Annotated in this window: 25 protein-coding genes; 20 read left to right on the forward strand and 5 right to left on the reverse strand. The window is 59.1% G+C overall.

Annotated features, from left to right (window positions below; genetic code table 11):
• From nrfD to BV106_RS17150, 18 genes are all read left to right on the forward strand, one after another.
• Window positions 1-1,461 (forward strand): NrfD/PsrC family molybdoenzyme membrane anchor subunit, encoded by a 1,461-nt coding sequence (nrfD, locus tag BV106_RS17060; RefSeq protein ID WP_038166711.1) that lies wholly within the window; start codon window positions 1-3, stop codon window positions 1,459-1,461.
• 23 nt (window positions 1,462-1,484) lie between these two features.
• Window positions 1,485-2,042, forward strand: coding sequence for a DUF3341 domain-containing protein (locus tag BV106_RS17065; protein ID WP_038166712.1), 558 nt, complete (start codon window positions 1,485-1,487; stop codon window positions 2,040-2,042).
• 15 nt (window positions 2,043-2,057) lie between these two features.
• Window positions 2,058-2,708, forward strand: coding sequence for a cytochrome c (locus tag BV106_RS17070; protein ID WP_038166713.1), 651 nt, complete (start codon window positions 2,058-2,060; stop codon window positions 2,706-2,708).
• A gap of 18 nt (window positions 2,709-2,726) precedes the next feature.
• A complete protein-coding gene (locus BV106_RS17075; protein WP_038166714.1) occupies window positions 2,727-4,076 on the forward strand; it encodes a hypothetical protein in 1,350 nt (449 codons plus the stop codon).
• Window positions 4,077-4,085: 9 nt separating this feature from the next.
• The gene (locus BV106_RS38610; RefSeq protein ID WP_265595780.1) at window positions 4,086-4,982 is read left to right on the forward strand and encodes a hypothetical protein; all 897 of its coding nucleotides are present in this window, start codon (window positions 4,086-4,088) and stop codon (window positions 4,980-4,982) included.
• Between the two features lie 31 nt (window positions 4,983-5,013).
• A complete protein-coding gene (locus tag BV106_RS17085) occupies window positions 5,014-6,525 on the forward strand; it encodes a cbb3-type cytochrome c oxidase subunit I (RefSeq protein ID WP_051945977.1) in 1,512 nt (503 codons plus the stop codon).
• On the forward strand, window positions 6,522-7,199 hold the full coding sequence (locus BV106_RS17090) for a cbb3-type cytochrome c oxidase subunit II (RefSeq protein WP_038166715.1): 678 nt from the start codon (window positions 6,522-6,524) through the stop codon (window positions 7,197-7,199). The genes BV106_RS17085 and BV106_RS17090 overlap by 4 nt, the downstream gene beginning before the upstream one ends.
• A 9-nt stretch (window positions 7,200-7,208) precedes the next feature.
• Window positions 7,209-7,907 carry a cytochrome c gene (locus BV106_RS37365; protein ID WP_051945978.1) on the forward strand — a complete coding sequence of 233 codons (699 nt, stop codon included), beginning with the start codon at window positions 7,209-7,211 and terminating at the stop codon, window positions 7,905-7,907.
• An 85-nt stretch (window positions 7,908-7,992) separates the two neighbouring features.
• The gene (locus BV106_RS17100; RefSeq protein ID WP_038166717.1) at window positions 7,993-9,846 is read left to right on the forward strand and encodes a cbb3-type cytochrome c oxidase subunit I; all 1,854 of its coding nucleotides are present in this window, start codon (window positions 7,993-7,995) and stop codon (window positions 9,844-9,846) included.
• Window positions 9,847-9,913: 67 nt separating this feature from the next.
• Complete coding sequence (locus BV106_RS38615; RefSeq protein WP_051945979.1) at window positions 9,914-11,341, forward strand: cytochrome c oxidase subunit 3; 1,428 nt, start codon at window positions 9,914-9,916, stop codon at window positions 11,339-11,341.
• A 53-nt stretch (window positions 11,342-11,394) separates the two neighbouring features.
• Complete coding sequence (locus tag BV106_RS17115; protein ID WP_038166720.1) at window positions 11,395-11,730, forward strand: cytochrome C oxidase subunit IV family protein; 336 nt, start codon at window positions 11,395-11,397, stop codon at window positions 11,728-11,730.
• Window positions 11,731-11,739: 9 nt separating this feature from the next.
• Complete coding sequence (locus BV106_RS17120; RefSeq protein WP_038166721.1) at window positions 11,740-11,946, forward strand: hypothetical protein; 207 nt, start codon at window positions 11,740-11,742, stop codon at window positions 11,944-11,946.
• Window positions 11,947-11,967: 21 nt separating this feature from the next.
• The gene (locus BV106_RS17125) at window positions 11,968-12,159 is read left to right on the forward strand and encodes a hypothetical protein (protein ID WP_038166724.1); all 192 of its coding nucleotides are present in this window, start codon (window positions 11,968-11,970) and stop codon (window positions 12,157-12,159) included.
• A 6-nt stretch (window positions 12,160-12,165) separates the two neighbouring features.
• Window positions 12,166-12,996, forward strand: coding sequence for a cytochrome c oxidase subunit II (locus BV106_RS17130; RefSeq protein ID WP_265595781.1), 831 nt, complete (start codon window positions 12,166-12,168; stop codon window positions 12,994-12,996).
• Between the two features lie 139 nt (window positions 12,997-13,135).
• Entirely contained in the window at window positions 13,136-14,185 is a 1,050-nt protein-coding gene (locus tag BV106_RS17135) for a COX15/CtaA family protein (RefSeq protein WP_038166728.1), read from the forward strand.
• Window positions 14,186-14,231: 46 nt separating this feature from the next.
• Window positions 14,232-15,167 (forward strand): heme o synthase, encoded by a 936-nt coding sequence (cyoE, locus tag BV106_RS17140; RefSeq protein WP_063767950.1) that lies wholly within the window; start codon window positions 14,232-14,234, stop codon window positions 15,165-15,167.
• A gap of 122 nt (window positions 15,168-15,289) precedes the next feature.
• A complete protein-coding gene (locus tag BV106_RS17145; RefSeq protein ID WP_038166729.1) occupies window positions 15,290-16,048 on the forward strand; it encodes an SCO family protein in 759 nt (252 codons plus the stop codon).
• 190 nt (window positions 16,049-16,238) lie between these two features.
• Window positions 16,239-16,664 (forward strand): DUF420 domain-containing protein, encoded by a 426-nt coding sequence (locus BV106_RS17150; RefSeq protein WP_038166730.1) that lies wholly within the window; start codon window positions 16,239-16,241, stop codon window positions 16,662-16,664.
• A gap of 367 nt (window positions 16,665-17,031) precedes the next feature.
• Here BV106_RS17150 and lepB read toward each other — a convergent pair whose 3' ends face one another.
• The 5 genes from lepB to BV106_RS17175 all read right to left on the reverse strand — a co-directional run bounded on the left by lepB (window position 17,032) and on the right by BV106_RS17175 (window position 23,259).
• A complete protein-coding gene (lepB, locus tag BV106_RS17155) occupies window positions 17,032-18,243 on the reverse strand; it encodes a signal peptidase I (RefSeq protein ID WP_038166731.1) in 1,212 nt (403 codons plus the stop codon).
• A gap of 118 nt (window positions 18,244-18,361) precedes the next feature.
• Window positions 18,362-20,161, reverse strand: coding sequence for a translation elongation factor 4 (gene lepA, locus BV106_RS17160; RefSeq protein WP_038166733.1), 1,800 nt, complete (start codon window positions 20,159-20,161; stop codon window positions 18,362-18,364).
• Window positions 20,162-20,228: 67 nt separating this feature from the next.
• Window positions 20,229-21,809 carry a type II CAAX endopeptidase family protein gene (locus BV106_RS17165; protein WP_081891838.1) on the reverse strand — a complete coding sequence of 527 codons (1,581 nt, stop codon included), beginning with the start codon at window positions 21,807-21,809 and terminating at the stop codon, window positions 20,229-20,231.
• Between the two features lie 144 nt (window positions 21,810-21,953).
• Window positions 21,954-22,421 carry a hypothetical protein gene (locus BV106_RS17170; RefSeq protein WP_038166735.1) on the reverse strand — a complete coding sequence of 156 codons (468 nt, stop codon included), beginning with the start codon at window positions 22,419-22,421 and terminating at the stop codon, window positions 21,954-21,956.
• A 361-nt stretch (window positions 22,422-22,782) separates the two neighbouring features.
• Window positions 22,783-23,259: a DNA starvation/stationary phase protection protein gene (locus BV106_RS17175; protein WP_038166737.1), complete on the reverse strand. Its 477-nt coding sequence runs from the start codon at window positions 23,257-23,259 to the stop codon at window positions 22,783-22,785.
• Between the two features lie 100 nt (window positions 23,260-23,359).
• Here BV106_RS17175 and BV106_RS17180 point away from each other — a divergent pair, with 100 nt between their 5' ends.
• Both BV106_RS17180 and BV106_RS17185 read left to right on the forward strand, forming a co-directional pair.
• A complete protein-coding gene (locus BV106_RS17180) occupies window positions 23,360-23,566 on the forward strand; it encodes a hypothetical protein (protein ID WP_038166739.1) in 207 nt (68 codons plus the stop codon).
• Between the two features lie 44 nt (window positions 23,567-23,610).
• Entirely contained in the window at window positions 23,611-24,696 is a 1,086-nt protein-coding gene (locus BV106_RS17185; RefSeq protein ID WP_081891840.1) for a tRNA-dihydrouridine synthase family protein, read from the forward strand.
• Window positions 24,697-24,700 lie beyond the last annotated feature (4 nt).

Raw genomic sequence — 24,700 nt, forward strand, 5'->3', positions numbered from 1 at the left:
ATGGCCCAGCAAACGGCGACCGCCTCCCACTCATCCTCAAACCAGCCGCGCATCCTTGATCGCGAACCGCTGGTCCTGAACAACCGCAGCTACAGCTGGATCACGAACCGCATCTGCGGCATCGTGGAAAACCGGCAGCCCAAGCTGTGGTGGATCCTCTTTATCCCGTCGGTGATCCTGACGGGCATCATGGCCTTCTGCTTTGTGTACCTCATCTCCACCGGGGTGGGTGTCTGGGGCCAGAAACAGCCGGTTGCCTGGGCGTGGGACATCACAAACTTCGTGTTCTGGATCGGTATCGGTCACGCCGGCACCCTCATCTCCGCCATTCTCTTCCTCACCCGGCAGAAGTGGCGTACGGCGGTGAACCGGGCGTCTGAGGCAATGACCCTCTTCGCGGTGATGTGCGCCGGTCTCTTCCCGGCATTCCACGTCGGTCGTGTCTGGATGGTGTGGTTCCTCGCACCGGTACCGAACGCGAACGCCATCTGGCAGAACTTCAAGTCACCGCTCCTCTGGGACGTGTTTGCGGTGTCCACTTACTTCACGGTGTCCGTGATGTTCTGGTTCATCGGTCTTGTTCCCGACCTTGCGACCCTTCGCGATCGCTGCAAGCCTGGCCTTCGCCGTACCCTTTACGGGATCTTCGCCCTCGGCTGGCGTGGTGGCAACCGTCAGTGGAACCACTACGAAATGGCCTACCTCCTCCTGGCGGCCCTTTCCACCCCGCTGGTTCTTTCCGTGCACTCCGTGGTGTCCTTTGACTTCGCCACCTCGGTGGTTCCTGGCTGGCACACCACCATCTTCCCGCCCTACTTCGTCGCGGGTGCTATCTTCGGCGGCTTCGCCATGGTGCTTACACTCATGATCCCGGCCCGCCGGATCTACGGTCTCTATGACCTGATCACAGAGAAGCACATCGACAACATGGCCAAGATCATCCTGCTGACCGGTACCATCGTCGGTTACGGCTACAGCATGGAGTTCTTCATGGCCTACTACTCGGGCAACCAGTACGAACTCCAGACCTTCCAGCTCCGTGGTCTCTACGGTCCGTCCGTCTGGTACTACTACTGCATGTTCGGCTTCAACGTCTTCGTGCCGCAGCTGTTCTGGTTCAAGTGGTGCCGTAAAAACCTGTTCGTCGTCCTCTTCGTCTGCATGTGCGTGAACGCGGGCATGTGGTATGAGCGCTACGTCATCATCGTGACAACGCTGGAGCGCCACTTCATGCCGGGCTCCTGGCGTGTGTTCGACGCCACCTGGGTCGACAACTGGACCTTCATCGGGACGTTCGGCTTCTTCATGATGAACTTCCTACTCTTCCTGCGCTTCCTGCCGGTGATCGCTGTGGCAGAAGTGAAGGCAGTGCTCCCTGAGGCCAACCCGCATCATGACGACCATCACGAGAAGGGTGTTCACGAACTGGAGATCGAGTACGGAAAGGTCAAGGTCTCCTAACCCCTCGCTGGAGGAATTTTCACATGGCACGAACCACTCTCAAACGAGTCCACGGCTACCTGGCTGAATTTGACAGCGCCAGCGACGTTTATCACGCATCCGAGCAGATCCGCGACGCTGGCTTCCAGCGTTGGGACGTTCACTCGCCGTTCCCGATCCACGGATTGAACGAGGCGATGGGGCTCAAGCGTTCGATTCTTCCCTGGTTTGTCTTCTTTGGCGGCGCAGCGGGCATCACGACAGCCTTCTGCCTGGCTTACATCACCCAGGTGGGCATCTACCCCACGGTGGTGCAGTCCAAGCCGGCGAACATCTTCACGACAGCGGCTTTCTTCCCGATCATGTTCGAGCTGACGATTCTGTTCTCAGCGTTCACGACGGTGTTTGGTTGCTTCGCTCTGATGGGGCTTCCACGGCTGAACCACCCGCTCTTCGCGGCCAAGACCTTTAAGAAGTTCTCCGACGACGGGTTCTTTATCTGCATCGAGGCCCGCGATCCGAAGTTCCACCAGGCTGAAACCAGGGCCCTCCTGGAAGGGCTTGGCGGAAAGAACATCGAACTCGTTGAGGACGAACTGTAAGCATCACGACTGTCCATGAAATACTTTTTCCTCAGTTACTTTCTCGTCGTGGTGACGGTGGTGAGCTTTGCGGGCTTCCGCGGCCACAAGTTTGAAAAGCCTCCGATCCAGGTCTTCCCGGATATGGATGACCAAGCCAAAGTCAAGGCCCAGGTGAAGAGTCACTTCTTCGCGGACGGCGTGGGCATGCGTCACCCGGTCGCGGGCACTGTGCCCATGGGTTTCGAACATCCCAGCAAGCCGGCGAGTGAAGGCTACACGCCCCAGACGATGGAGTTCACCCACGGATCCACGTATTACTACACCGGCAAGGTGGGGGATTACTACGGCGATGGCTTTCCTGAAGAGTTGAAGGTTTCCACCGAGTTTCTCAAGCGCGGCCAGGAACGTTACAACATCCAGTGCGCCATCTGCCATGGCACCTCCGGCAACGGCAAGGGTGTGTTCACCAAGTACTCCACCGTCGTTCCCGCCGACCTGACAGGCCCCGGCTTTGATGATGCCTCGAACCCGGCCTATCGGCCCGACGGCAAAATCTACGACACCATCACAAATGGCTGGAACCAGATGGGCGGCTACGGCGCCAACATCACAGTGCAGGACCGCTGGGCGATCGTCGCCTACGTTCGCGCCCTCCAGCATGCGGCAAAAAATCCGGCCAAGTAATTTCCTTTCAAGCAAAGCATGAGCGCCCATCCCATCACTCTTGACGACCTGCCGCGCGACGGAGAACGGCTCGATCTCACGAAGGTCAGCAAGCTGAACGGCTTGTTCCTCGTGATCGGCGGCCTTGGTCTGGTGGCCTCCCTGGCCTACCTCCTTGGTTTCCTTGGCGAGCAGAAGCAGGCGGAGTTCGCCTACAGCTGGTTGTTTGCCTTCTTCTTCTTCTTCACCATCACCTGCGGCGGCATCTTCTGGACCATGCTCCAGCATGCCTCCAACTCCGGCTGGAGTGTGGTGGTGCGCCGGTTGTTTGAGAACCTCGGTTCCAACATTGGCTGGATGGCGGTGTTCGTGCTTCCCTTCGTATTCATTCCCTCCGTTCAGAACGCCCTCTGGGAGTGGATTCCGATTCATCACAAAGCGGCAGAAGAGGCTGTTAAGTATAATGCGGATCATTCTGGCGCGAATTGGGGCACCTATGAAGGGCTGCACCACCTGGCGGAGACGGATCACTCCAAGCACATCCTGACCTCCAAGTACGGCTACCTGAACCTGAGCTTCTGGTATGTTCGTGTGGTGGTGTACTTTGCCATTCTCGGTGCCCTCGCTTATTTCCTGCGCAAGTGGTCCATCCAGCAGGACAAGGACGGCAGCTTCAAGCACACGTTCCGCTCCCGCGCCTTCTGCTGCATCCTCCTGTTTCCGTTCGCCCTCGCCGTGACCTTCTCGGCGGTGGATTGGGTGATGGCGATGGACTACACCTGGTTCTCCACCATGTGGGGCGTCTACATCTTCGCCGGCGGTGCCTGGGGTGCCATGGCGGTCTCGATCCTCGCGCTGACGTATGTCCGCAGCAACGGCTACCTGCACAAGGTGACCAGTGGCGAGCACTACCACCTGATGGGCAAGCTGCTTTTCGCTTTCACGGTGTTCTGGGCGTACATCGCCTTCAGCCAGTTCTTCCTGATCTGGTACGCAAACATCACGGAAGAAACCCGCTTCTACATCCTGCGTAACACAGGCGGCTGGTGGTACCTCAGCCACGTGCTGGTCTGGCTCCACTTCGCAGTGTCCTTCGTGTTGCTGCTTTCCGCTGGCCGCAAGAAGCGCACCGGCGTGATGAACGCCCTCTGTTTCTGGGTGCTGCTCATGCACGTGGTGGACTGGTACTGGCTCATCATTCCCGAGCGTGGACCTTCCCTTTCCGAGGGTAAAGTCTTGTGGCTCGACGGAGCCTGGGTGGGGGATGTGATTGCCCTGCTTACCATGGGCGGTCTTTGCGGCTGGGCTTACCTGCGCCGTCTTTCCAAAGCCAGCTTGTATCCCTGCCGTGACCCCCGCCTGCTGGAGTCCGTCACCGCCACCAACTAAGAGTTTCCCATGTCGTCTCCCACGCCACCCACACCCTCCCGAGCGCTCTCAGTCTTTCTGGGCACGCTGGCGGCATTTGCCAGCTTCGCCGTCGTGGCTGCCTTGCTGCAAGCCATCGCTGGCGGTACGCCTGAGTACCGGGATCATGATGCTCGCGTCAAAGTCAAAGAAGGCATCGCTGCTGAACAGGATGCCCTCGTTGAGAAGTACGGTCTGAAGCATGATTCGACTCCTGTGCTTGCCAAAGCCGCTGAACTTGTGAAGGAGCGCAAGCCCTCCACCTCCACGCAGGTGGTGCCTGGTTCCCCGACAGCGTTGAAGGCAGCTGCTGCTCCCGCAGCCGCTCCTGCTCCCGCACCGGAAGCTGCGAAGAAAGCGGAGGAAAAGCCTGCTGCCGCCCCAGCCCCAGCGCCTTCACCGGCCCCGGCTCCAGCGCCTTCACCGGCCCCGGCTCCAGCGCCTGCGCAGACTCCCTCACCGGAAACTCCAAAGGTCGAGGCTCCTGCCCCGGCTCCGATGCCTGCCGCGCCTGCTCCGGCAGCCGCCCCGGCTCCCGAGGCACCTAAGACGGAAGCGCCTGCGCCAGCCCCGGCACCCTCACCCGTTCCAGCTGCTCCGGCACCCGTGCCAGCCCCCGCTCCTGAGGCACCGAAGCCAACTCCGGCTCCCGCACCAGAAGCTCCTAAGTCGGAAGCGCCCGCCCCGGCTCCTGAGGCACCCAAGCCAGCTCCCGCACCTGCCCCCGAAGCACCAGCGCCTGCTCCTGCTCCCTCCCCCGAGGCTCCGAAGACGGAAACTCCAGTTCCCGCCCCGGCCCCAGCCCCGGCTCCTGCCCCCACCACTCCCGCTCCTGAGGCTCCGGCTCCGCCTGCCGCTCCGGAAACTCCCGCACCCCAACCTCAGTAAGCATCGTTTTTTCCTTTTTACCTGACCTGCCATGGAGACAACTGACACGACCGTCTCAAACAGCGACAGCCTACGCCGCGCGGCCATTGACCGCTCGGTGAAGGGGCCGGTGCTCTTCCTGTTCGCCAACGCCGCCCTTTGGCTGCTCGCATCCACCATCATGGGCTTGATCGCCTCTGTGAAGCTCGTTAAGCCGGGCTTCCTGGACTACGACTGGCTCTGGTTCCTCAACTACGGGCGCCTTCAGCCAGCCCATCTTACGGCCTTGGTCTATGGCTGGGCCATCCAGTCCGGCCTTGGTGCCAGCGTCTGGATCCTTGCCCGCCGCTCCGGTGTGGCTTTGGAGCGTGGTGCCGGATCGATGGTTACCGCTGGGGTGTTCTGGAACATCGGTGTGACGCTCGGTATCATCGGAATCCTTTTCGGCGGCAGCACTTCGCTGGCCTGGCTGGAGTTCCCGGCGTTCGTCTGGCCGCTCTTCCTGGTGTCATTCCTGATCATCGCTGGCCGCATGGTGCTGCACTTCAACGCGGTGCAGCGTGAGAACTGGTTCTTCCTCTCCTCCTGGTACATTCTCGCGGGTCTCTTCTGCTTCCCTTGGATTTTTGCCACGGTGAATCTGTTGCTCAACCACTATGCCCCGGCTTCACCGCTTGGTGCGATTGGCGCTGGCATCAACGCCTGGTACGTGAGCAACATCATCTGGCTGTTCTTCACTCCTATTGGCTTGGGTGCCTGCTACTACTTTATCCCGAAGATCACCGGCAAGCCGGTTTTCAGCGGCCAGCTTGCGCAGTTGGGTTTCTGGGGTCTGGTGGTTCTCGGTGGCTGGACTGGCTACCAGAAGTACATGGGTGGGCCGCTTCCCGCCTGGATGTCCGCAGTCGGCGGCACCGCGGCACTGCTGCTCCTTGTTCCGGCTGGCATTGTGGCTTTGAACAACCACCTCACCACTGAGGGCAAGCGCGGCCTCATCGAGAGCAGCCCCACGCTTCGCTTCGTGTTCGTTGGTTCTTTCTGCTACGTGCTCATGAGTGGCGTGAGCGCCCTGCTGGGTACGTTCTGGACGGGTTCCAACACCCAGTTCACCTACGCCGAGTACGGCTATCAGCTCCTTGCGGTGTACGGCTTCTTCAGCATGACCATGTTCGGCGCGATTTATTACATCGTTCCCCGTCTGGCCAACTGTGAGTGGCTGAGCGCCCGCCTGATTCGCCAGCACTTCTGGTTCTCCGTTTACGGCATCAGCGCCATGGTGGTCTGCATGCTGGTCGGCGGTCTGTTCCAAGGCGCGAGCGTCAACAGCCCCGACAACTGGAATCAACCCATGGTCGGTAGTGTCATCAACGCCCGTGGTTATCTTGTGGGCCGCTCTCTGGCCTGGGTCTTCATCCTGTGGTCGAACTTCTGGTTCTTTGTCCACCTTGTCTTCATGGTACTGGGTCTGGGACGTCGTAGCACGACGCCAACCCTGCTTGTGCATGACCGCCACCATGACTACGTCCCCGGAACTTTAACATCGGTTACCACCAAAGAAGCATGACCAGCTTGCGCAAACTCGTGATTGGATTGGGTGTCAGTTTCGGAGCTCCGTGGCTCCTGCTGGTCGTCATTCCTGCTCTCAAAGCCCAGAAGACCGTTCCTATCCCGTACGACAAGGATCGTGATGGATTGACCGGCTTCTATCCGGCCGAAGGTGTGTACCGCCAAGGTCAGCTCGTCTATCTTAAAGAGGGATGCGTGCAGTGCCACACCCAGGTTATCCGCACCACCTTCAACAACATCTCTGATGGCTGGAAGAAGGGGTGGGGGAGTGATCAAAGCGATATTCCGAAGCATGTTGTGCGCGCCAGCACCATGCGTGACTACCTCGGTGAGCCAGTGGCTCCTCTAGGTGTCCAGCGGAATGGTCCGGACCTCGCCAACTTCGGCTACCGTGTGGTGGGTGAAGCCGGCCGTGAAGCTCTTCACGTGAAGCTGTATGCCCCGCGTTCCCAGAATGAGTGGAGCATCATGCCGTCCTACCGCCACCTCTACAAGGTGCAGAAGATTCAAGGTGCCGGTTCTCCCGACGCTCTGAAGCTTCCGAAGGATCTGGCTCCCAAGAAAGGCTACGAAGTGGTGCCGACCGCCGAAGCCGTGGAACTGGTGAACTACCTTTGCTCCCTGAAAAAAGACGCCCCCGAGCCCGGCAAGGTGGTGGCTGACAGCAAGTAACGACGAGCCATGAACGAGAATCAGCCCCAGAACTTTGACAATACTGACCTCGACCGCCTTCACGCTGCCGTGAAGCGCGAGAAGCCTGACGCCCAGCCTGGCCGCGAACCTGCTCCCTTGTGGGTGTTTGTCGCCAGCATGGCCGCCATGGTGCTCGCCGGTGGCTACGCCGGAGCTTACGTCGGTGGATTTGAATTCGAGCAGAACTCGCCCTACCTCGGGAAGGTGACGGATACTCGGCCGATCAAGCTTGATGTCGCAGACACTCTCGATCCCTTCGCCCTAGCGATGAAAAAGGGTGCCGATTCCTACAACAGCTGCCAGGGCTGTCACGGTGCATCCGGTGGTGGTCAGCCAGGCCTGATCCCGCCGCTCGCTGGTTCGGAATGGGTTGCAGGTGGCACCGAGCGCATCGCCCGTATTGCCCTTCACGGCCTGAGCGGTAGCGTCACTGTCAAAGGTGCAAACTACAATGGCGTGATGCCTCCTCAGTCGGGCCTTTCCGACAAGGAACTTTCCTACGTGATCACTTACATCCGGAACTCCTGGGGCAACAAGGGCTCCTTGGTGACGCCGGACATGGTGAAGAAAGTCCGCGCCGAAACGAAGGCCCATGTGGGTCCCTGGACGGCCGCCACACTCTCGGAGTTTGCCGAAAAGGACATTCCGGGCGAAGCTCCCGCAGCCGCCGCGCCCGCAGCCAAGTAATAGCAATCAACCGGCATCCTGACTCTCTGAGCTTGAGCACCGCACCTTTCCAATCCCCCGTTTTCCGAACCACCTGCTTTTATTCATGAGCGCTGTTACCGCCCACCACGATCACTCGCATGCGGATCATGCTCACGAGCACGATCACCCGAAGCAGAGCTTCCTCTACAAGTACATCTTCAGTACCGACCACAAGGTCATCGGGATCCAGTACGGTCTCACTGCGATGTGCTTCCTGCTGTGGGGCTTCTTCCTCATGATGGTGATGCGCTGGAGCATCGCCTTCCCTGGTACGGAAATGCCCCTCTTCGGCCATCTGATGGGCGAACGCTGGGCTCCTGGTGGGGTGGTTAGCCCTGAGCTCTACAACATGTTTGGGGCCATGCACGGCACCATCATGGTGTTCTTGGGCGTGGTGCCTCTCGGTTTCGCCGCTTTCGGCAACTACATCATGCCGCTGCAGATTGGTGCAGTGGATATGGCGTTCCCCAAGCTCAACGCCTGGAGCTACTGGCTCTACTTCATCGGCGGTGTGCTCATGATGCTGAGCTTCTTCCTCCCGACGGGTGCTGCCCAGGTGGGTTGGACGAACTACTCTCCTCTGGCCACGACCGCACAGATCGACGTGAAGAACATCTTCTTCACCGGTCAGACGCAGTGGTTGTTCTCCATGGTGTTCCTGATCTCTTCCTCGCTGTTGGGCTCGGTGAACTTCATCACCACCATCCTCAACCTGCGCTGCAAAGGGATGACCTGGATGCGCCTGCCCTTCTTCTGCTGGGCCATGTTGGTCGTCGGTTTCCTGCTTCTCCTTGCTTTCCCCCCGCTTGAAGTCGCTGCCGTCATGCAGCTCGCTGACCGTCTCTTCGGTTCCAGCTTCTTCCTTCCGACGGGCTTGGTGGAAGCCAACAAACACCTCGACATCGCCGGTGGTGGCAGCCCGCTGCTCTACCAGCACTTGTTCTGGTTCCTCGGTCACCCGGAAGTGTACGTGCTCATCCTTCCGGCCATCGCCATCGTTTCTGACGTCATCCCGGCCAACATTCGTCGTCCGCTCTGGGGCTACAAGTCCATGATCTACGGCGTGCTCACGTTGGGCTTCCTGAGCTTCATCGTGTGGGCTCACCACATGTACCTCACGGGCATGGGACCGGTGGTCTCCACCTTCTTCCAGATCACCACGGTGTTGATCTCGGTGCCGTCCGTGATTCTTCTGACGTGCTTGATGATCACCCTCTGGGGCGGTTCCATCCGCTTCAACACGGCGATGCTGTTCGCCTGTGCGTTCCTTCCGATGTTCGGTATCGGTGGTCTTACCGGTCTGCCGCTGGCCTTCAGCACGATCGACCTCTATCTGCACGACACCTACTACGTGATTGGTCACTTCCACTATGTGGTGGCTCCGGGCACGATCTTTGGTCTCTTCGCCGGCATCTACCACTGGTACCCGAAGATGACGGGCCGTTTCATGAACGAGACGCTTGGTCGCCTGCACTTCTGGCCTTCCTTGCTGTGCATGAACCTGCTGTTCTCCCCGATGTTGATTCAGGGTATGGCAGGCTTCCACCGCCGCTGGCATGATGGTGGGGTTGCTTTCGCTGGTACGTCCAGTGGCGACTGGATGGGCATCCCTCTTTTGAAGCTCAACGAAGTGATGTCCTTTGCTGCTTGGGGTCTGGCCATTGCCCAGGTGCCTTTCATCCTGAACCTGTTCTTCAGCATCAAGGGTGGTAAGAAGGTGAAGTCGGACAACCCATGGCAGGCCACCACGCTGGAGTGGGCCACCCCGACACCTCCCGGACACGGCAACTTCCTTCAAGAGCCCGTGGTTTACCGCGACGCTTACGACTACAGCGTTCCTGGCGCCGAAACGGATTATTCCCCGCAGTGGCTTCCAGAAGGCGTGAAGCCTGAGGAAAAGCTCACCCACATGCATTGATCTCCCCGGGGCCAACCACTCCTGTTCCAGTCAATCATTTCTCCCAACTGACAACTTTTTCGCTCTGATGGAAATTCCATACACCGTCAAACCCCGGCCGGACACCGGACTGTTCAATGCGAAGATCGGCATCTGGCTGTTCCTCGCTTCTGAAGTGATGCTCTTCGGCGGTCTTTTCTCTGCCTACATCTTCCTGCGCATCGCCCCCGAAGGCCCCTGGCCTGTTCAGGTGCTGACCGTTAAGTGGGGTTTCATCAACACCCTTGTGCTGATCTTCTCCAGTGTCACCGTGCTGCAGGCGTGGGTGGCTCTGAAGTTGAGGAAGTTCCGGTTGTTCCAGGTTTGGATGACTCTCACTATCCTCTGCGCTGGTGGCTTCATGGCCATCAAGTCCGTCGAGTACGCTGACAAGTTCCATCACTTCGGTGTTTTGCTTAAGGACGGCAGCTCCTTGGAAGGTCACTTCCCGGAAGATCATCCTTATCACATCAAGTTTGATGAGGTGAAGACCGTGACGCTGGCCTCCAAGCACATGGACAAGGGCCTCTTTGACTGGAGACTTTTCCGCCATGGTTCTGACGGTGGTTTCCTCAAGTACATTGTGGACGGCAAGCCTGAGTTCAAAGATGCCGCCGGTAACTTGGTGACGTTGGATGCAGCTACCGTGAAGAAGTTGGTGCACGATGCTCAGGAGAAGAAGATCGACTTCATTGTCCTTACCGCGACCAATCCGCTCAAGTTTGACATCCCGCCGTCGAAGCTCTTCGACAACGCCTACGATGCTCACAAAGCCCATTTCCGTGATGGCACAGTGATCGACGGCAAGCTGGCCTATGATTCGATGCACCTTGAAGTGGACCGGATCGATCTGCGCCGCCTCTTCGCTGCAGACGAGAAGAGCGACCAGAAGGCCTTTGAAAGCGTGCAGAACGCTGACGTGTGGCGTGTCCTCGGTGGCGACTGGAAGAAGAAGTTCAACGAGCACCACGATGTGGAACTGAACAAGTTCATCGAGAAGCACAAGAGCCAGAAGAAGCCCCAACAGCCCATGGACAACAGCGACTACGTTCGCCACGTCTATGCCATGAAGATCAGCCTGGACGACTCCCACGGTCACGCCAACGCTGCCAAGACGGGTGGGGAAGGGCTTGCTGCTGAAGCCGCTGGTGACTCCCATGGCGCTCACGCTGCGGAAGCTCATGCTGGCAGCCACGGCCATCCTCTGGTTGTGATCGGGAAGAAGGACATTTCCTTCTGGTCCAACTTCACTCCCAAGTACGGAAACTACTTCGCCATCTACTTCACTCTGACGGGCCTGCACGGTCTGCACGTGATCGGCGGCGCACTTGTACTGAGCCACATGTTGTTGTTCGGCAAGAGGATCTACGACAAGGACCCTGACCACCTGGCAAACCGTGTGGAAGTGGGCGGCCTGTTCTGGCACTTCGTGGATCTGGTCTGGATCTTCCTGTTCCCGCTGCTGTATCTCCTCTAACCCGACTCTCCGGGGCTGCGGCCCCGGGAATTGATTCCCAGCTTTTTACCATCATGGCTCACGACCATCACGACCACGACAGTCCGGAATACTACAAGAAGCAGTCCAAGATCATCTGGGCGGTTGGTGGTGTTCTCGTCCTTGGCACCCTCATCACCGTCGGGGTGATGGACTGGGACATGGGCTCCCGCGCCGCCAACATTGCGTTCGGCATGTTCATCGCCCTGGTGAAAGCCAGCTTTGTCGCCCTCATCTTCATGCACTTGAAGAGTGAACGCGGTCTCATCTACAAGGTTCTCTTCTTCACCGTGCTTTTTGCGATCGGCCTCTTCGTGCTGACTTACCTCGGCTACGCTGATCCGCTGCACTCCAAGTTCATCGGTTACTGATTTCCCGCCATGTCCCTCAAAGGCTTCCACATTCTCTTCATCGTTCTGTCGTTTCTCTGCACCGCGGGGTTCTGGGCCTGGACGGTGGTGGAGGTGGAGCAGGCGAGGGAAGCCCGGGCGGTGGTTGCTGGGAACCTGAGTGGTACCCTGGCGCTGCTGCTGCTCGTTTACGGAATTTGGTTTGTCGCCAAGAAGAGCAAGACCATCAAGGTTTGAGATCCTGATCCCCATCACACCATGAGCCTCTTACATCTGCACCAGCTTGCCTGCGCCGTCTGTCTTCCGGACCAGTCGTCCGAAGTGGCCAAGGCTTCGAACACTGCCATCCTTTTTATGGTGGTCGTGGTCTTCAGCGTGCTGGGCCTGCTCGTCAAAATCATGTTCAACTTTGCACGCAAGCAGCGTGAGTTCGAAAATTCGTCCCTGTAAATTCCCATGATACCCGATTCGATGATCACCCTTGCCACCCTGAACAAGCTTCTGGGGATTCCCGCTCTTGCTTCTGAACACGGCGAGATGGTGGACCACATGCTTGAGCTGGTGCACTGGTTCATGTTGCTCCTTTTCATCGGCTGGTCCGCCTTCCTGGTGGTCGTCTTCACCAAGTTCCGTCAGAGCAAGAATCCCAAGGCCGACTATCACGGTGTCCGCGGTCACGCCTCCACTCACATTGAGATCGGCGTGGTCATCGTGGAAGCCATCCTTCTGCTCGGTTTCGCTTTCCCGCTCTGGGGCCAGCAATCTGAAAAATACCCTTCCGGCAACAACGTGCTGAAGGTACGTGCTGTGGGCGAGAAGTTCCTCTGGAGCTTCCAGTATGGTGGTACCGACAATACCCTGGGCCGCACCGCTCTCAAGCTGATCGATATCGGCACCAACCCTCCGAACACGATCGGTCGCGACATGAAGGACCCGAACGGCAAGGATGACTTCGTGAAGGTGGGCGTGATGACCCTTCCGGTGAACCGCCCCGTGATCGTGGACGTGACCAGCAAGGACGTGATTCACAACCTTGCTCTTGTGCCGATGCGTATGGCACAGGATGCCACCCCTGGCGTTCGCAGCCACGCCTGGTTCAAGCCAACCAAGACTGGGTCCTGGGACATCATCTGCGGTCAGCTTTGTGGCCCCGGCCACTCCGGCATGAAGGCCACGTTGAACGTGATCGAGCAAAAGGAGTTCGACGAATTCGTTAAGGAAAACAGCGACACCGCCAAGGCCGCAGTCGAAGCCACCCCGGCTCCTGCTGCCCCGGCAGCCCACTGACGCCGTGGCGGTTCTGCGACAGAATACCGCTCTGACCGACCTTGATCCTTCTTTGAATTTCTGCGAACGGCAAAGCCTTGGGGCTTTGCCGTTTGTTGTTTTTTAGCCCGTTTCGCCCATCCCTGATCTCATTCCTGGCATGAACTGGACCCGATTTCAAAAGCTGGCCCTGATAGCGTTCATCTCGGTGGAAGTGCTCATCTTTGTGGGCGCAGTAGTGCGGGCGACTGGCTCAGGCCTCGGATGTCCCGACTGGCCTCTCTGCTATGGATGCTGGACTCCGCCGACCAAAGCGGAGGACATCGATTTCAAAAAACTCAACATCGAGAAGTTCCGGGCGAAGGCCGCGAGACTGGGGCGGGATCCCGCTTCCATCACCCCGGAGACGTTGAGGGCCGAGTTTGATCCTGTCGCCACCTGGGTAGAGTACATCAACCGTCTGACCAGCCTCCCGGTGGGGCTGTCTGTGACCGCTCTTCTCGTGGCGTCTTTTTGGCAGATCTGGGCGGGTCGCTTCCGGGTCTTTGCCGGTGCACTCGGTTCCTTCGCCCTGGTGCTGATCAACGCCTGGTTGGGCGCGCGGGTGGTTCTCAGCGGTCTGAAGCCCGGCATCATCACCTTGCACATGGCTTTGGCCATTCTCTTGCAGTGTTTTCTCGTGTACACCGCCTGGCGTGGCACTTCTCAACCGTGGAAGCTTCCCGTGATCGGGGGCGGGGGCAAAGCTCTGTTTCGCATTGGGCTGCTGCTGTTTGCCCTGGTCGTGTTGGAGGGTGTCATGGGGTCCCAAGTTCGGGAGATGACGGATCACCTTGCCATGCTCCACGCGGGGGAGAAGCGTGAGCTCTGGGTCAAGGAACTGGATCAAACGGTCGTTTACCTCCTCCATCGGAGTTTCTCATGGATTATCTTGGGAGTGGCTTTCCTGTTTCACTGGAAGTCAACTCAAGTGCTTGGCCGAGTCGGTTGGCTGGAAAGAGGGATTGTGGGACTCGTTTGCGCTCAGATGGTGCTCGGTGTGGTACTGTCCCAGGTCGGAATCGTTCGGATCGCACAGATTCTCCACATTGGCTTGTCTTCCCTGCTGGTGAGTGGATTGTTCCTCTGGCTGCTCGGCAGCCATCGGGCAACCCGGGCGAAAGACTTGTCAGCACCGATGGAGACCGATGCGCCCAGTCCTGTAGTTTAGATTTCCCAGTCCCGTCTTTTCAGAGAGCCAGATGCAGAGTTCCGTCATGTCAGAGACCGCCACCTCGTCGAATACCCCATCCAACGTCACGATGAAGGACCTGATGTCGCTGACGAAGTTTCGTCTCAGTGTTCTCGTGTTGGTGACCACCTTTGTGGGTTACTGGCTTGGGCGCAGTGGGCAGGATCTGAACTTGCCATTGATGTTTCACACCCTGCTGGGCAGTGCCTTGGCCGCCTTTGGCGCGGCGGTGTTTAACCAGTTGATGGAGATCGAGCCGGACAAGCGGATGGACCGCACAGCGGATCGCCCCCTGCCTTCGCGCCGGATGGAGCCGGGTGTGGCCTTTGGAGTCGGCTGGCTGCTCAGCGCCTTTGCCTTGTTGCACCTGGGGAAGATGGTGAACGTGGAGTCCGCCGCTCTCTGTGCCATGACGCTCGCGGTCTATCTCTTCATCTACACCCCCATGAAGCAGCAATCGGCTTGGAACACGATTGTGGGCGCGGTGTCCGGCGCTTTGCCGCCGCTCATCGGGTGGGCTGGGGCCGCAGGTCCCCCGGTCAACAATGACGCTTACTTCCGTCTGGAATTGATTTCTTCCAGCGGGGCCATCTTCCTGTTCTCTCTGCTTTTCCTCTGGCAGCTCCCTCACTTCCTCGCGATCAACTGGATGTACCGGGATGAGTACCGCAAGGGCGGCTTTGTCATGTGGGCCAATGAGGATGATACGGGGGGCAAAACCTCCAAGCTGGCCCTGCTTTTTTCATTCTGTGCCGTGGCGCTCGTGTTCCTGCCTCCCTTTGCGGGGGACACCACCTACTGGTTCCTCCCTTTTGCGCTTCTGGTGAACCTGATGCTGGTGTGGCTGGCCTGGAAGTTCTACAAAATTCGCGACCGGGCGAGTGCACGGAAGTTGTTCTTCTTCACCCTCATGTACCTGCCACTCCTGCTGGGTATCAGCATGGTGTTCTGGAAAGCCTGATCAGCCGCCAACGGCGTGGCATTTTGCCACGTAGCGGCCTCGCCGTTCGTAAGCGTACTGGATCCTGTTACCATTCCTCTCTTCGACCTCCGCCTCCGTCTATCCCCGTGTCTGATCAAGCCATGAGCACCCCCACGCCGCCCTCCACTCCGACTGAGCCTTCACCGGATGACGCGCCCAAGGGCATCAATCCGCTGACCGTCTGGGTGCCCATCATCGTGATTGTCTGCGGTGTGGTGATCGGCTGGAACTACATGGTGAGCCAGATCAAGAAGGAGCGGGAAGAGTCGGCGGGCATGGTGGAACAGCGCTTGCCCATGTTGTCCAGACTGGAGAAGAATATTGGGTTCGTGGAGCGCAATGGCCAGAAAGTGGAACTCGCTGCGCTGAAAGGCAAAATCATCGTCGCCTGCTGGGTGTACACTCACTGCCCTCGTGGTTGTTCCGGCGTGGTGGGGGAGCTCCTCAGCCTGCACAATGATTTGGAGGCCAATCCAGACGTCCATTTCCTCTCGGTAAGTGTGGATCCTGCGGATGGCCCTGAGCAACTCAGCAAGTTCGCTGAAGGGCTGAAAATCAAAGGGGACAACTGGTGGTTTGTGAATGGGGAGACCAAGGAAGTGCGCTCCTACATGACCCGCTACTTCGGGTTTCAGGGCGTGCAGGATGTGCCTGAGAAAGACCGCCTCTCTCCGGATGACAAGTACATCCACGACATGAAAGTCGCCCTGGTGGATCACAAAAGTCACGTGCGTGGCATGTACGACGTGGCCAGCTTCGACCCAGAGTTCAAGGCCTTCTGGAAAGACAAGATCCGCAAAGATATCGCCACACTGCTCAAAGACAAAGTCGAGGACGAACAGGGCAAAAACACCAAGTAAGGGGTGGTTTGCCGCCATCCTGCGAGCCTGGGCGCTCAGTTGCTCTCAGAAGAAAGCCGCAGGGCTTGGCGCTTCCCGTCTGATTCTGCCCGGAATTGCATGATTTGATTGATTGAGAGGCAAATGAGGCGGAAAGGCAGTCGCTCTCTCGTCCGCCATTGCTTCATTCACGATTGATTGCACCACCACCATGGAAGTTTACGAACTCCCTGCGCTCAACGCCACCCTCAACGCCGCCGCCGCTGTTCTGCTGCTGTCGGGCTGGATCTGCATCAAGCTGGGCAAGCGCTCCGCTCACATCACTCTCATGTCGTTGGCGCTGGTGGTCTCCGCAGCGTTTCTTACCAGCTACCTGATCTATCACTTCCATGTACCCAGCATGAAGTTTCAGGGCAAAGGGGCGATCCGGTGGGTGTACTACACCATCCTGATTACCCACGTCTTTCTCGCCATCGTCAATCTGCCCATGATCATCATGACGGTGGTGCCTGCGCTGAAGAAGAAGTTCGACAAACACAAGAGAATCGCCCGCTGGACGTTTCCAGTCTGGATGTATGTCTCTGTGACAGGCGTGCTGGTGTACCTGATGTGTTACCACTGGTTCGCGCTCGGGTGAGGAGCGCGTGGCAGGATGGGGGGCTCGCTGTGTCGCCGCCCAGTTGGCTGATCCATGGCGAGAAGTTTGCTTCCAAGAGGGGGCGCTATCGGCTTGCCGGTCCGCGGTAGAATTGCGTTGTTCCTGCGCTCGCTTCACCCTCGGCTTATTCGTAGTGAACCCTCTGGGTTCGGAAGCAGGGTGCCGAGCAGCCGCCACCCCTCGGTCGGGACTACATTCCGGTGCAAGGGACACTCGATGCGTCGGTCTTCTGCCCGTTTGCTCTCGTGAATCGTCGGAGCAACGAACAGCGTGGCTGGCGTGATCTGACCCGACCCAGTGGAGACCATGCGGTCAAATTCGACCGTTGGTCCACTGGATTACTGAGCTACCGAATCACTCCCCAGTGGCTGGTGAGCGGCCAGTAGCAGAACCAGCCGGGGCCAACAACGTTCTGCTCGGGGACAGGGCCCCAGTAGCGGCTGTCAGAGCTGAAGTAGCTGTTGTCTCCCAGGGCCATGTATTGCTTTTTCTCCAGTTGCACGCCACGCACGGGCACGCGACGGCCGGTGGCGTCCTGGATGGCGTCCTGGTACCCGCGATAGCCGTCCTTGGGCTCGAGGTAAGTGCCCGTCATCACCCGCTGAAAGCCGGGTTCAGTGGCAAGCTGGCCGTTGATGAAGAGCTGGGAGTCTTTGATGGCCACGGTGTCCTCAGGAACGCCGCCGAGCCGCTTGATGTAGTGTTGGGAGCCCCAGCGCGCGTCGAAGTTGCCGCTTTCGATGCGGGAGATGTTCTTGGTGGTGAACACAAACACCTCCCCGCGGGTGGGGCGGCGGAAGTGGTAGGCGAACTTGTTGACGATGACGTGGTCGCCGTTTTGCACGATGCCACGGGCGAGGAGCTGGCCCTTGCGAATGTAAGAGCGGGAGCCGGTGCGACGGTTCACGGCAGCGCGCATGTCCGGGGTGTCGTTGCTGCCGAGCTCGGTATCCGTGTTGGCGTGGGCCCAGAACTGCAGGTCATCCGTGAGCTGGCGGATAGGGGCGGAGATCTTGATGGTGTGCCCATCGGCGAAGTGGACCTTCGTGTAGGGACGGAAGATCAGGAACTTGTGCTCCGTAAGGGCGGTGGGTGCCAGCTCACCTTCGTGATCTGAAACCACATTCAGATAGGTGGTACCGGTAAAGAAGCCGCCGAGCTTGCCAAGGAGGCCCGGATTGGGATCCTTCTCCGTGGCTTCAGCACGGATGCCATTCAGCGTAGGCTGCATGGAGCCCGTGGGGATCTGGAAAGGCTGGGCAATGTAAGAACGAATGCCCAGGGCGATGACGATGGAGACGAAGAAGACCTCGATGTTTTCCGCCCACTCCGTGGTACGGGCCTCCGGCAGAGCCCGCTCACAGACTTGATTCAGCTGCTTGCTCAGCTCGTCAATGCGGGTGCTGTTGCGCTGGCTGATGGCGCTGTCCAGTTCAGCGCGGAGTCCGTTGATCTCATCCAGCTTGGCAGCAGGCAGCAGATCGCGCTTGTAGTGGAGGAAACGGGTGACCCCCTTGCGGAGCAGCTTGGCGTGCTTGATGAAGCGCGGTTGGAACATGGCTGGCTGAGACTGGGTGGTGTCGGTTGAGGGGGCGCCGGAAAGGCGCGGATGGAGAGAGGGGCGTTGGCTGCCCCTGTGGTGACGCACCAGGAGCAGCGTATGCGAAGGGTGCTGCTCAATCCCCGGTCTTAAGCACCTGAATGAAGGCCTCTTGAGGGATGTTGACGCGGCCGATGGCCTTCATGCGCTTCTTGCCTTCCTTCTGCTTTTCCAACAGCTTGCGCTTACGGGAGATGTCACCGCCGTAGCACTTGGCGGTCACGTCCTTGCGCATGGCGCTGATGGATTCGCGGGCGATGACCTTGCCGCCGATGGCGGCCTGGATGGCGACAACGAAGAGCTGTACGGGGATCACTTCCTTGAGCTTGGCGGCGAGGGCCCGGCCGCGGGACTCTGCCTTGCTGCGGTGCACGATGCAGGAGAAGGCGTCCACCGGCTCGCCGGCGATGAGCATGTCCATTTTCACGAGGTCGGAGGCCACGTAGCCGGCATGTTCATAGTCCATGCTGCCGTAGCCGCGAGTCACGCTCTTGAGCTTGTCATTGAAGTCCACGAGGATTTCGTTGAGCGGCAGCATGCACTGGATCATGACCCGGTTGTCGTCCAGGGTTTCCGTGTGCTGCACGTCGCCGCGCTTGTCCATGACGAGCTGCATCATGTCTCCGATGTACTCGTTGGGCACCATGAGGAAGATCTTCACCATCGGCTCGCGGATTTCCTCGATCTCCGGCACGGGCGGGAGGAAGGAGGGGTTGTCCACGATGACCATTTCACCGTTGGTCTTCAGCACCTCGTAGATAACGCTCGGGTACGTGGAAATCACGTCCATCTGGAACTCACGGCGCAGGCGCTCCTGGATGATCTCCATGTGGAGCAGGCCGAGGAAGCCGCAGCGGAAGCCGAAGCCGAGGGCGGCGGAGCTCTCTGCCATGTAGCTGAAAGCAGCGTCGTTGATCTGCAGCTTGCCCATCGCCATTTTCAGCGATTCAAAGTCGTCGGTGCTCACCGGGTAGATGCCGCTGAACACGAGGGGGTGAATTTCCTTGAAGCCCGGGAGGGGTTCGGGGGAGGGTCTACGGGTCTCCGTGACGGTGTCACCGATCTTCACGTCCGACGTGGCCTTCACGTTGGCAATGATGTAGCCGACGTCTCCAACGTGCAGCTCCGGCACGGTGGACATCTTCGGGCGGAAGACGCCGACATCCTTCACTTCATAGTCCAGACCGGTGGACATCATGCGCACCTTCATGCCGCGCTTCACGCTGCCGCTGAAAATGCGGACATAGGAAACCACGCCGCGGTAGGCATCGAAGACGGAGTCAAACACCGAGGCGCGCAAATGTTCTTCGCCGAGGGATTTGGGGGCGGGGATGTATTTCACCACAGCCTCCAGGATGTCCTCGATACCGATGCCCATCTTGGCACTGGCCGGCACGGCTTCATCTGAAGAGAGCTGCAGGATGTCCTCCAACTGTTTCTTCACGCGAGGCACATCGGCGCTCGGAAGGTCGATCTTGTTGATGACCGGAATGACGTGCAGATTCTGCTGCAATGCCAGGTTCAGGTTGGCCACCGTCTGGGCCTCCACGCCCTGAGAGGCGTCCACCAGGAGGAGGGCTCCTTCGCAGGCAGCCAGGGAGCGGGATACTTCGTAGGAGAAGTCCACGTGCCCGGGGGTATCCAGGAGGTTCAGTTTGTAGGTCTTCCCGTCCTTGGCCTTGTAGCTCATGGTGACGGGGTGCGCCTTGATCGTGATGCCACGCTCGCGCTCCAGATCCATGGAGTCCAGCAGCTGATCCTGCTGCTGGCGCTCTGAAATGGTCTTGGTGAACTCCAGCAACCGGTCGGAGAGAGTGGTCTTCCCGTGGTCAATGTGGGCGATGATGGAGAAGTTGCGGGTCAGTTCGATGGACATCAGGGGGCGGGGACGGGAAAAAGGGGGATGAGACTTAATCGCGGAACCGCCACTTGGCAAGGGGGGCTTATCCGCCTGAAAAGTGAGACAGGAGGATGACTGCGAGGTTGTTGCCAGCATGAACGATCATGCTAGCAGCCAGTTTCCCGGTGCGCTGGTACACCCAGCAGTTCAGGATCCCGAAGAGGAAGACGTGGACGGTTCCGTTGACACTGTAGAAATGAGATCCTGCGAAGACGACGCTGGAGATCAGCATGCCCACCACGGTGCCCCAGCGGGCCTGCACGGACCTGAAGATGAAGCCGCGGAAGACGATCTCCTCCACAAATGGGGCCATAGTGACGGCCCAAAAGATGCCCAGAGGAAGGGAGAGCTCGCCCTGGTTTGAAAAGGAACGACTCAAGCCGTCCAGCACGCTGGAGGTGGAGCCCAGCCATTCCAGGCCGGTGTCCAGAAAATGGAAAAACCAAGGCAGGAGCCCCATGCTGGCGAAACCCAGCCCGATGTAGCTGGCGGAGGCGAAATCCCGGTTTCTAAACCCCAGGACCTGTGCCAGACGCGAGAACTTAGGGGCGTAGATCCGGCAGAGTGGCACCAGGGGCAGAGAAACCATCGCGGTGGCCCAGCCCAGCCAGATCCAGGTGGTGGTTTGCCAGGCGGAATACTCATCCATCACTGCCGCAATGACTCCCGCCACCCATGGGTATGCGGCGGTGAAGACATGGTGAGTCAGCCACAGGGCGGCGAGTGCTGCGAGGCCGAAGGTGCTGACCACCCGGGGGCCAGGCCAGAGGCGGTAGAGGCGTAAATGGGAGGCGGGCGCCTTCAGGCCAGAGCGGGCCAGTGCCACCCATGCCGCTGGGAGCGCGATCAATCCCAACAACGTCAGGTTCACCAAAATGACGGCGGCGAAGCCGAAGTTGCTCATGGCCCCTTTCTGAGCTTCGGCGAGAGCATCCTGATTGATCCGGTCCTGAAGATGGTACTGGGCCGCCAGAAAGCCCGTCCACCAGTCCACGGGTTGTTCACGGAGGTATTGGTCCAGGGCTTCGCGTTCGGATGCCGCCACCGGTGTGCCGTCCACGGCACCTTTAATGTAGCGGTAAGCGGGAAGTTTCTGCCCCTCCTCACTCACAGACTCCAGCGCCCCCTGGGCTATGGCCGTCCACTCCGCGGAGTTTTCTTCTTGGTCCCGGCTGAAACGCAGGCTGACCAGCGCGAGGTCCATCTGCAAGGCGTCCGTGGAGTGGCCTTCCGCCGCGACCTCGGTGAAGGCTGAGTAAACATCTTCGGGGATGGCATCCAGCTCCAAAATCCACTTCATGAAGCCGGGGCCCTGGTATCCTTTTTGGGAGTACTCATCATGCACCATCATGGAAGTGGCGACGTAGTTCCGAAAGGCACCCGAGGTGCTTGCTCCCGCGCTGGAACCGCCGCTCCAAGACCACTCTGCCTCCCACCAGACACACAGGATCAGGGCGGCCATTGCCCAAAGCACCAATTCCCGCCCCAGTCCCATTCTGCCCGGGATCAAACGCTGGGCATGACGCTTCGGGGCGTTCAGGTCGCCGAAATGGGCACCATTAGGGAGTGGGGGAGGGGTGAATTCGGCCTCTGCGCCAGAATCATCCCCTGAAGGTGAGGGCATTGCATCGTCCTACCGGAAGTTTTGCGACTGGACAAGTGAAAGTGACGAGCCGCGCAAACTGCGGCAGTGACCTGCACGAGAGCCCTTCGTCCAGTACGGCTGACAAGGGCAGGAGCCCTTGCAATCAATTGACGGAGAAGCCCGTCAGTTGTTGGCGGTCTCCGCGTACGGAGAGAGTCGCCACACGATGCGTACCTGCACCTCTTCAGGGCTGTTGAGCCGCAGATCGGACTCGAAAGCATCCTGTTGAGCGCGCCGCTTCAAGTGCCGCAGGTCACGACAGTGGAAGTTCACTGTCTCTTGGCGGGCCGGGAAATCCTGCGCGGTGGTTTCGAGCCCAAAGGAAGGCTCCAGCACACGACGGAGTCTGAAAAAGAGGAGGTAGTGCTCGCTTTCCAGGCGATTGCGAGCAGCGAAGAAGGTAGTGAGTACGGCTTGGGCCGAAGCCTGGCTGTCGAGCAGCATCATGCGGAGATCGAGGACCTCATCCGCAGCCGAAGGGGAAACTTCACAAAGCAACTGGGCCGCCAGACGGGCAGCATCAGCACGCCATCTTGCCAGAGGCCGCCGGGAATCGGTGGCTGGGGAAGCAACGCCAGTGTGAACTTGCATGCGAAAAGAAGGATCAGAATCGTGACAATGCAAATGAAATCGTGAGAATGGGTCTCAGTAGCCTGTATTCAGTGACAAAACGGTCAAATATTGTCCAATCTTACGAGGAAAATGGACGCGTAGAGTGGTGGAGTGGTGGAGTGAGGGAGTGAGGGAGTGAGGGAGTGAGGGAGTGAGGGAGTGAGACGGGGCAGGGCCATTTGCGTCGCAGGCGGTTTGAGATGGACCGCGATACCCCAAGATCAACGCCGTCTCGATTCGGCCTTCGCCCTGAACACCAACCAACAAAAAAGACCAGCTCCGGAGGGAGCTGGTCTTCGAGAAAGGGTTCGTCAAAACCTGAACCGCTGCGGAACAGCGCTTACAGGTTCTTGAGGTAGCTCTTCAGCATCCAGAGGGTCTTGTCGTGATACTGGATGCGCTTGATGGCGAGGTCCTGCGTTTCGAGGTCGTGAGCCTGCTCAGCGGTGTCGCGAAGTTTCTTTGCAGACTCGTTGGCGGTTTCGTTGCCTTCAATGATGGCGGCGACGAAATCTTTGGCCGGAGCAGCACCCACCGGAGCGCCGGGGATGGAGCTGGCTTTTGCAAAGACAGCGAGGCCACCAGGGGAGTAGTCACCCAAGGCGCGGATGCGCTCGGCAACTTCGTCTACAGCTTCGAAAAGCTCCTCATACTGTTTCTGAAACGCGCCATGAAGTTCGAAGAAAGCAGGGCCTTCCACGTTCCAATGAGCAAGGTGTGTTTCCGCCATGAGGCTGTAGGAATCAGCGAGCAGGGTGGAGAGGGCCGCCGTCACAGCGTTTTGGGTTTTTCCGGGAGAAGTTTTCGTGGTGCTCATATAGCTAAATACGTTATTGAGAAAGTAGGCGGTTGTTGAGAATGTAGCAACCAATCATTTCGCTGTAACTTGCTGGGATGTGAATTAGGATTGAGAATCTATGTCAAGAACACTGTGCGACTGGAGCAAGAAGGACATTCAACGGCATGCCGACGAGCTGCTGGAGATTGTCTCGCCCCAGCTTTATCTTTGTGAGAAGTGCGCCCGCACGGCGTGCGATGACCGGTACCTGTGCCGGGGGGTGGAGATCGCCAAGCTGCGTCGCCGCCATGAGCGTGAGCTGGCCCATCACGGCCATGACGATTGATTGATTGATTGAACGATGGATGGATGTGCCACAACCTTCCGGTGATGTTGTTTCCTGATGATGCAGCCGCTGTCACGGCGGTCCCGGTGAGGGAGTTCGAGGATCTAATGGCGCGACCGGGCCCCGTGCTGGCGCTGGCGCCCATGCAGGATGTGACGGACCTGCCCTTCTGGCGGCTCATGACCGACTATGACGGTGCGGACCTCTACTATACCGAGTACTTCCGTGTCCATGCGGACTCCAATCTGGAGAAGCCCATTCTGCGCTCGGTGACGGAGAATCCCACGGGGCGGCCGGTGGCGGCACAGATGATCGGGAACGACATTGCCTCGCTCGTGCGCACGGCGAAGGAATTGCAGGAGCATCCGATCGCCGCTGTAGATTTGAACCTGGGGTGCCCGGCGCCGGTGGTTTATAAAAAGTGTGCCGGCGGCGGTCTGCTGCGGGATCCTCGTCACGTGGATGCCATCCTGGGTGCGCTGCGGGATGCGGTGGTGAAGTGCAAGTTCACAGTAAAGACTCGAATCGGTTTCGATGACGCTGGCGTGTTCGAGCAATTCCTGCCGATCTTCGCCAAGCACAACATTGATCTGCTGACGGTGCACGGTCGCACGGTGGCCGAGATGTACCGGAGTGAGGTGCACTACGACTTCATTGCCCGGGCGGTGGAGGCGATGAAGTGCCCGGTGCTGGCCAATGGCAACGTTTCATCCGCGGTGAAGGCAAAGGAGATTCTGGAGGTGACGGGGGCCCGCGGTCTGATGATCGGACGTGGAGCCATCCGCAATCCGTGGATGTTCCGGCAGATCAGGCAGCATCTGGCCGGGCAGCCGGTCGTGCTACCCCGGGGGCGGGAGGTGCTGGAGTACATCCACCGTCTGTATGAGGCCGTGACCAGCCCGGAGGTGCCGGAGACGCTACAGGTGCAGAAGATGAAGAAGTATCTGAACTTCCTCGGCCTGGGAGTCGAGCCCACGGGGAGCTTCCTGCACGCCATGCGGCGTGCCAAGACTAAGGTGGAGCTGTTTGCCGTGTGTGCGAGTCACCTTGAGCATGACGCCGCGATGCCTTTGGAGCCGTTTAGCCTGGAACTCAAGGCCACGGACGTGATGGCAGGGGCTCATTTGTAGGTGT

Source organism: Verrucomicrobium sp. BvORR106, from assembly GCF_000739655.1.
In the GTDB taxonomy this organism is placed as follows: Bacteria; Verrucomicrobiota; Verrucomicrobiia; order Verrucomicrobiales; family Verrucomicrobiaceae; genus Verrucomicrobium.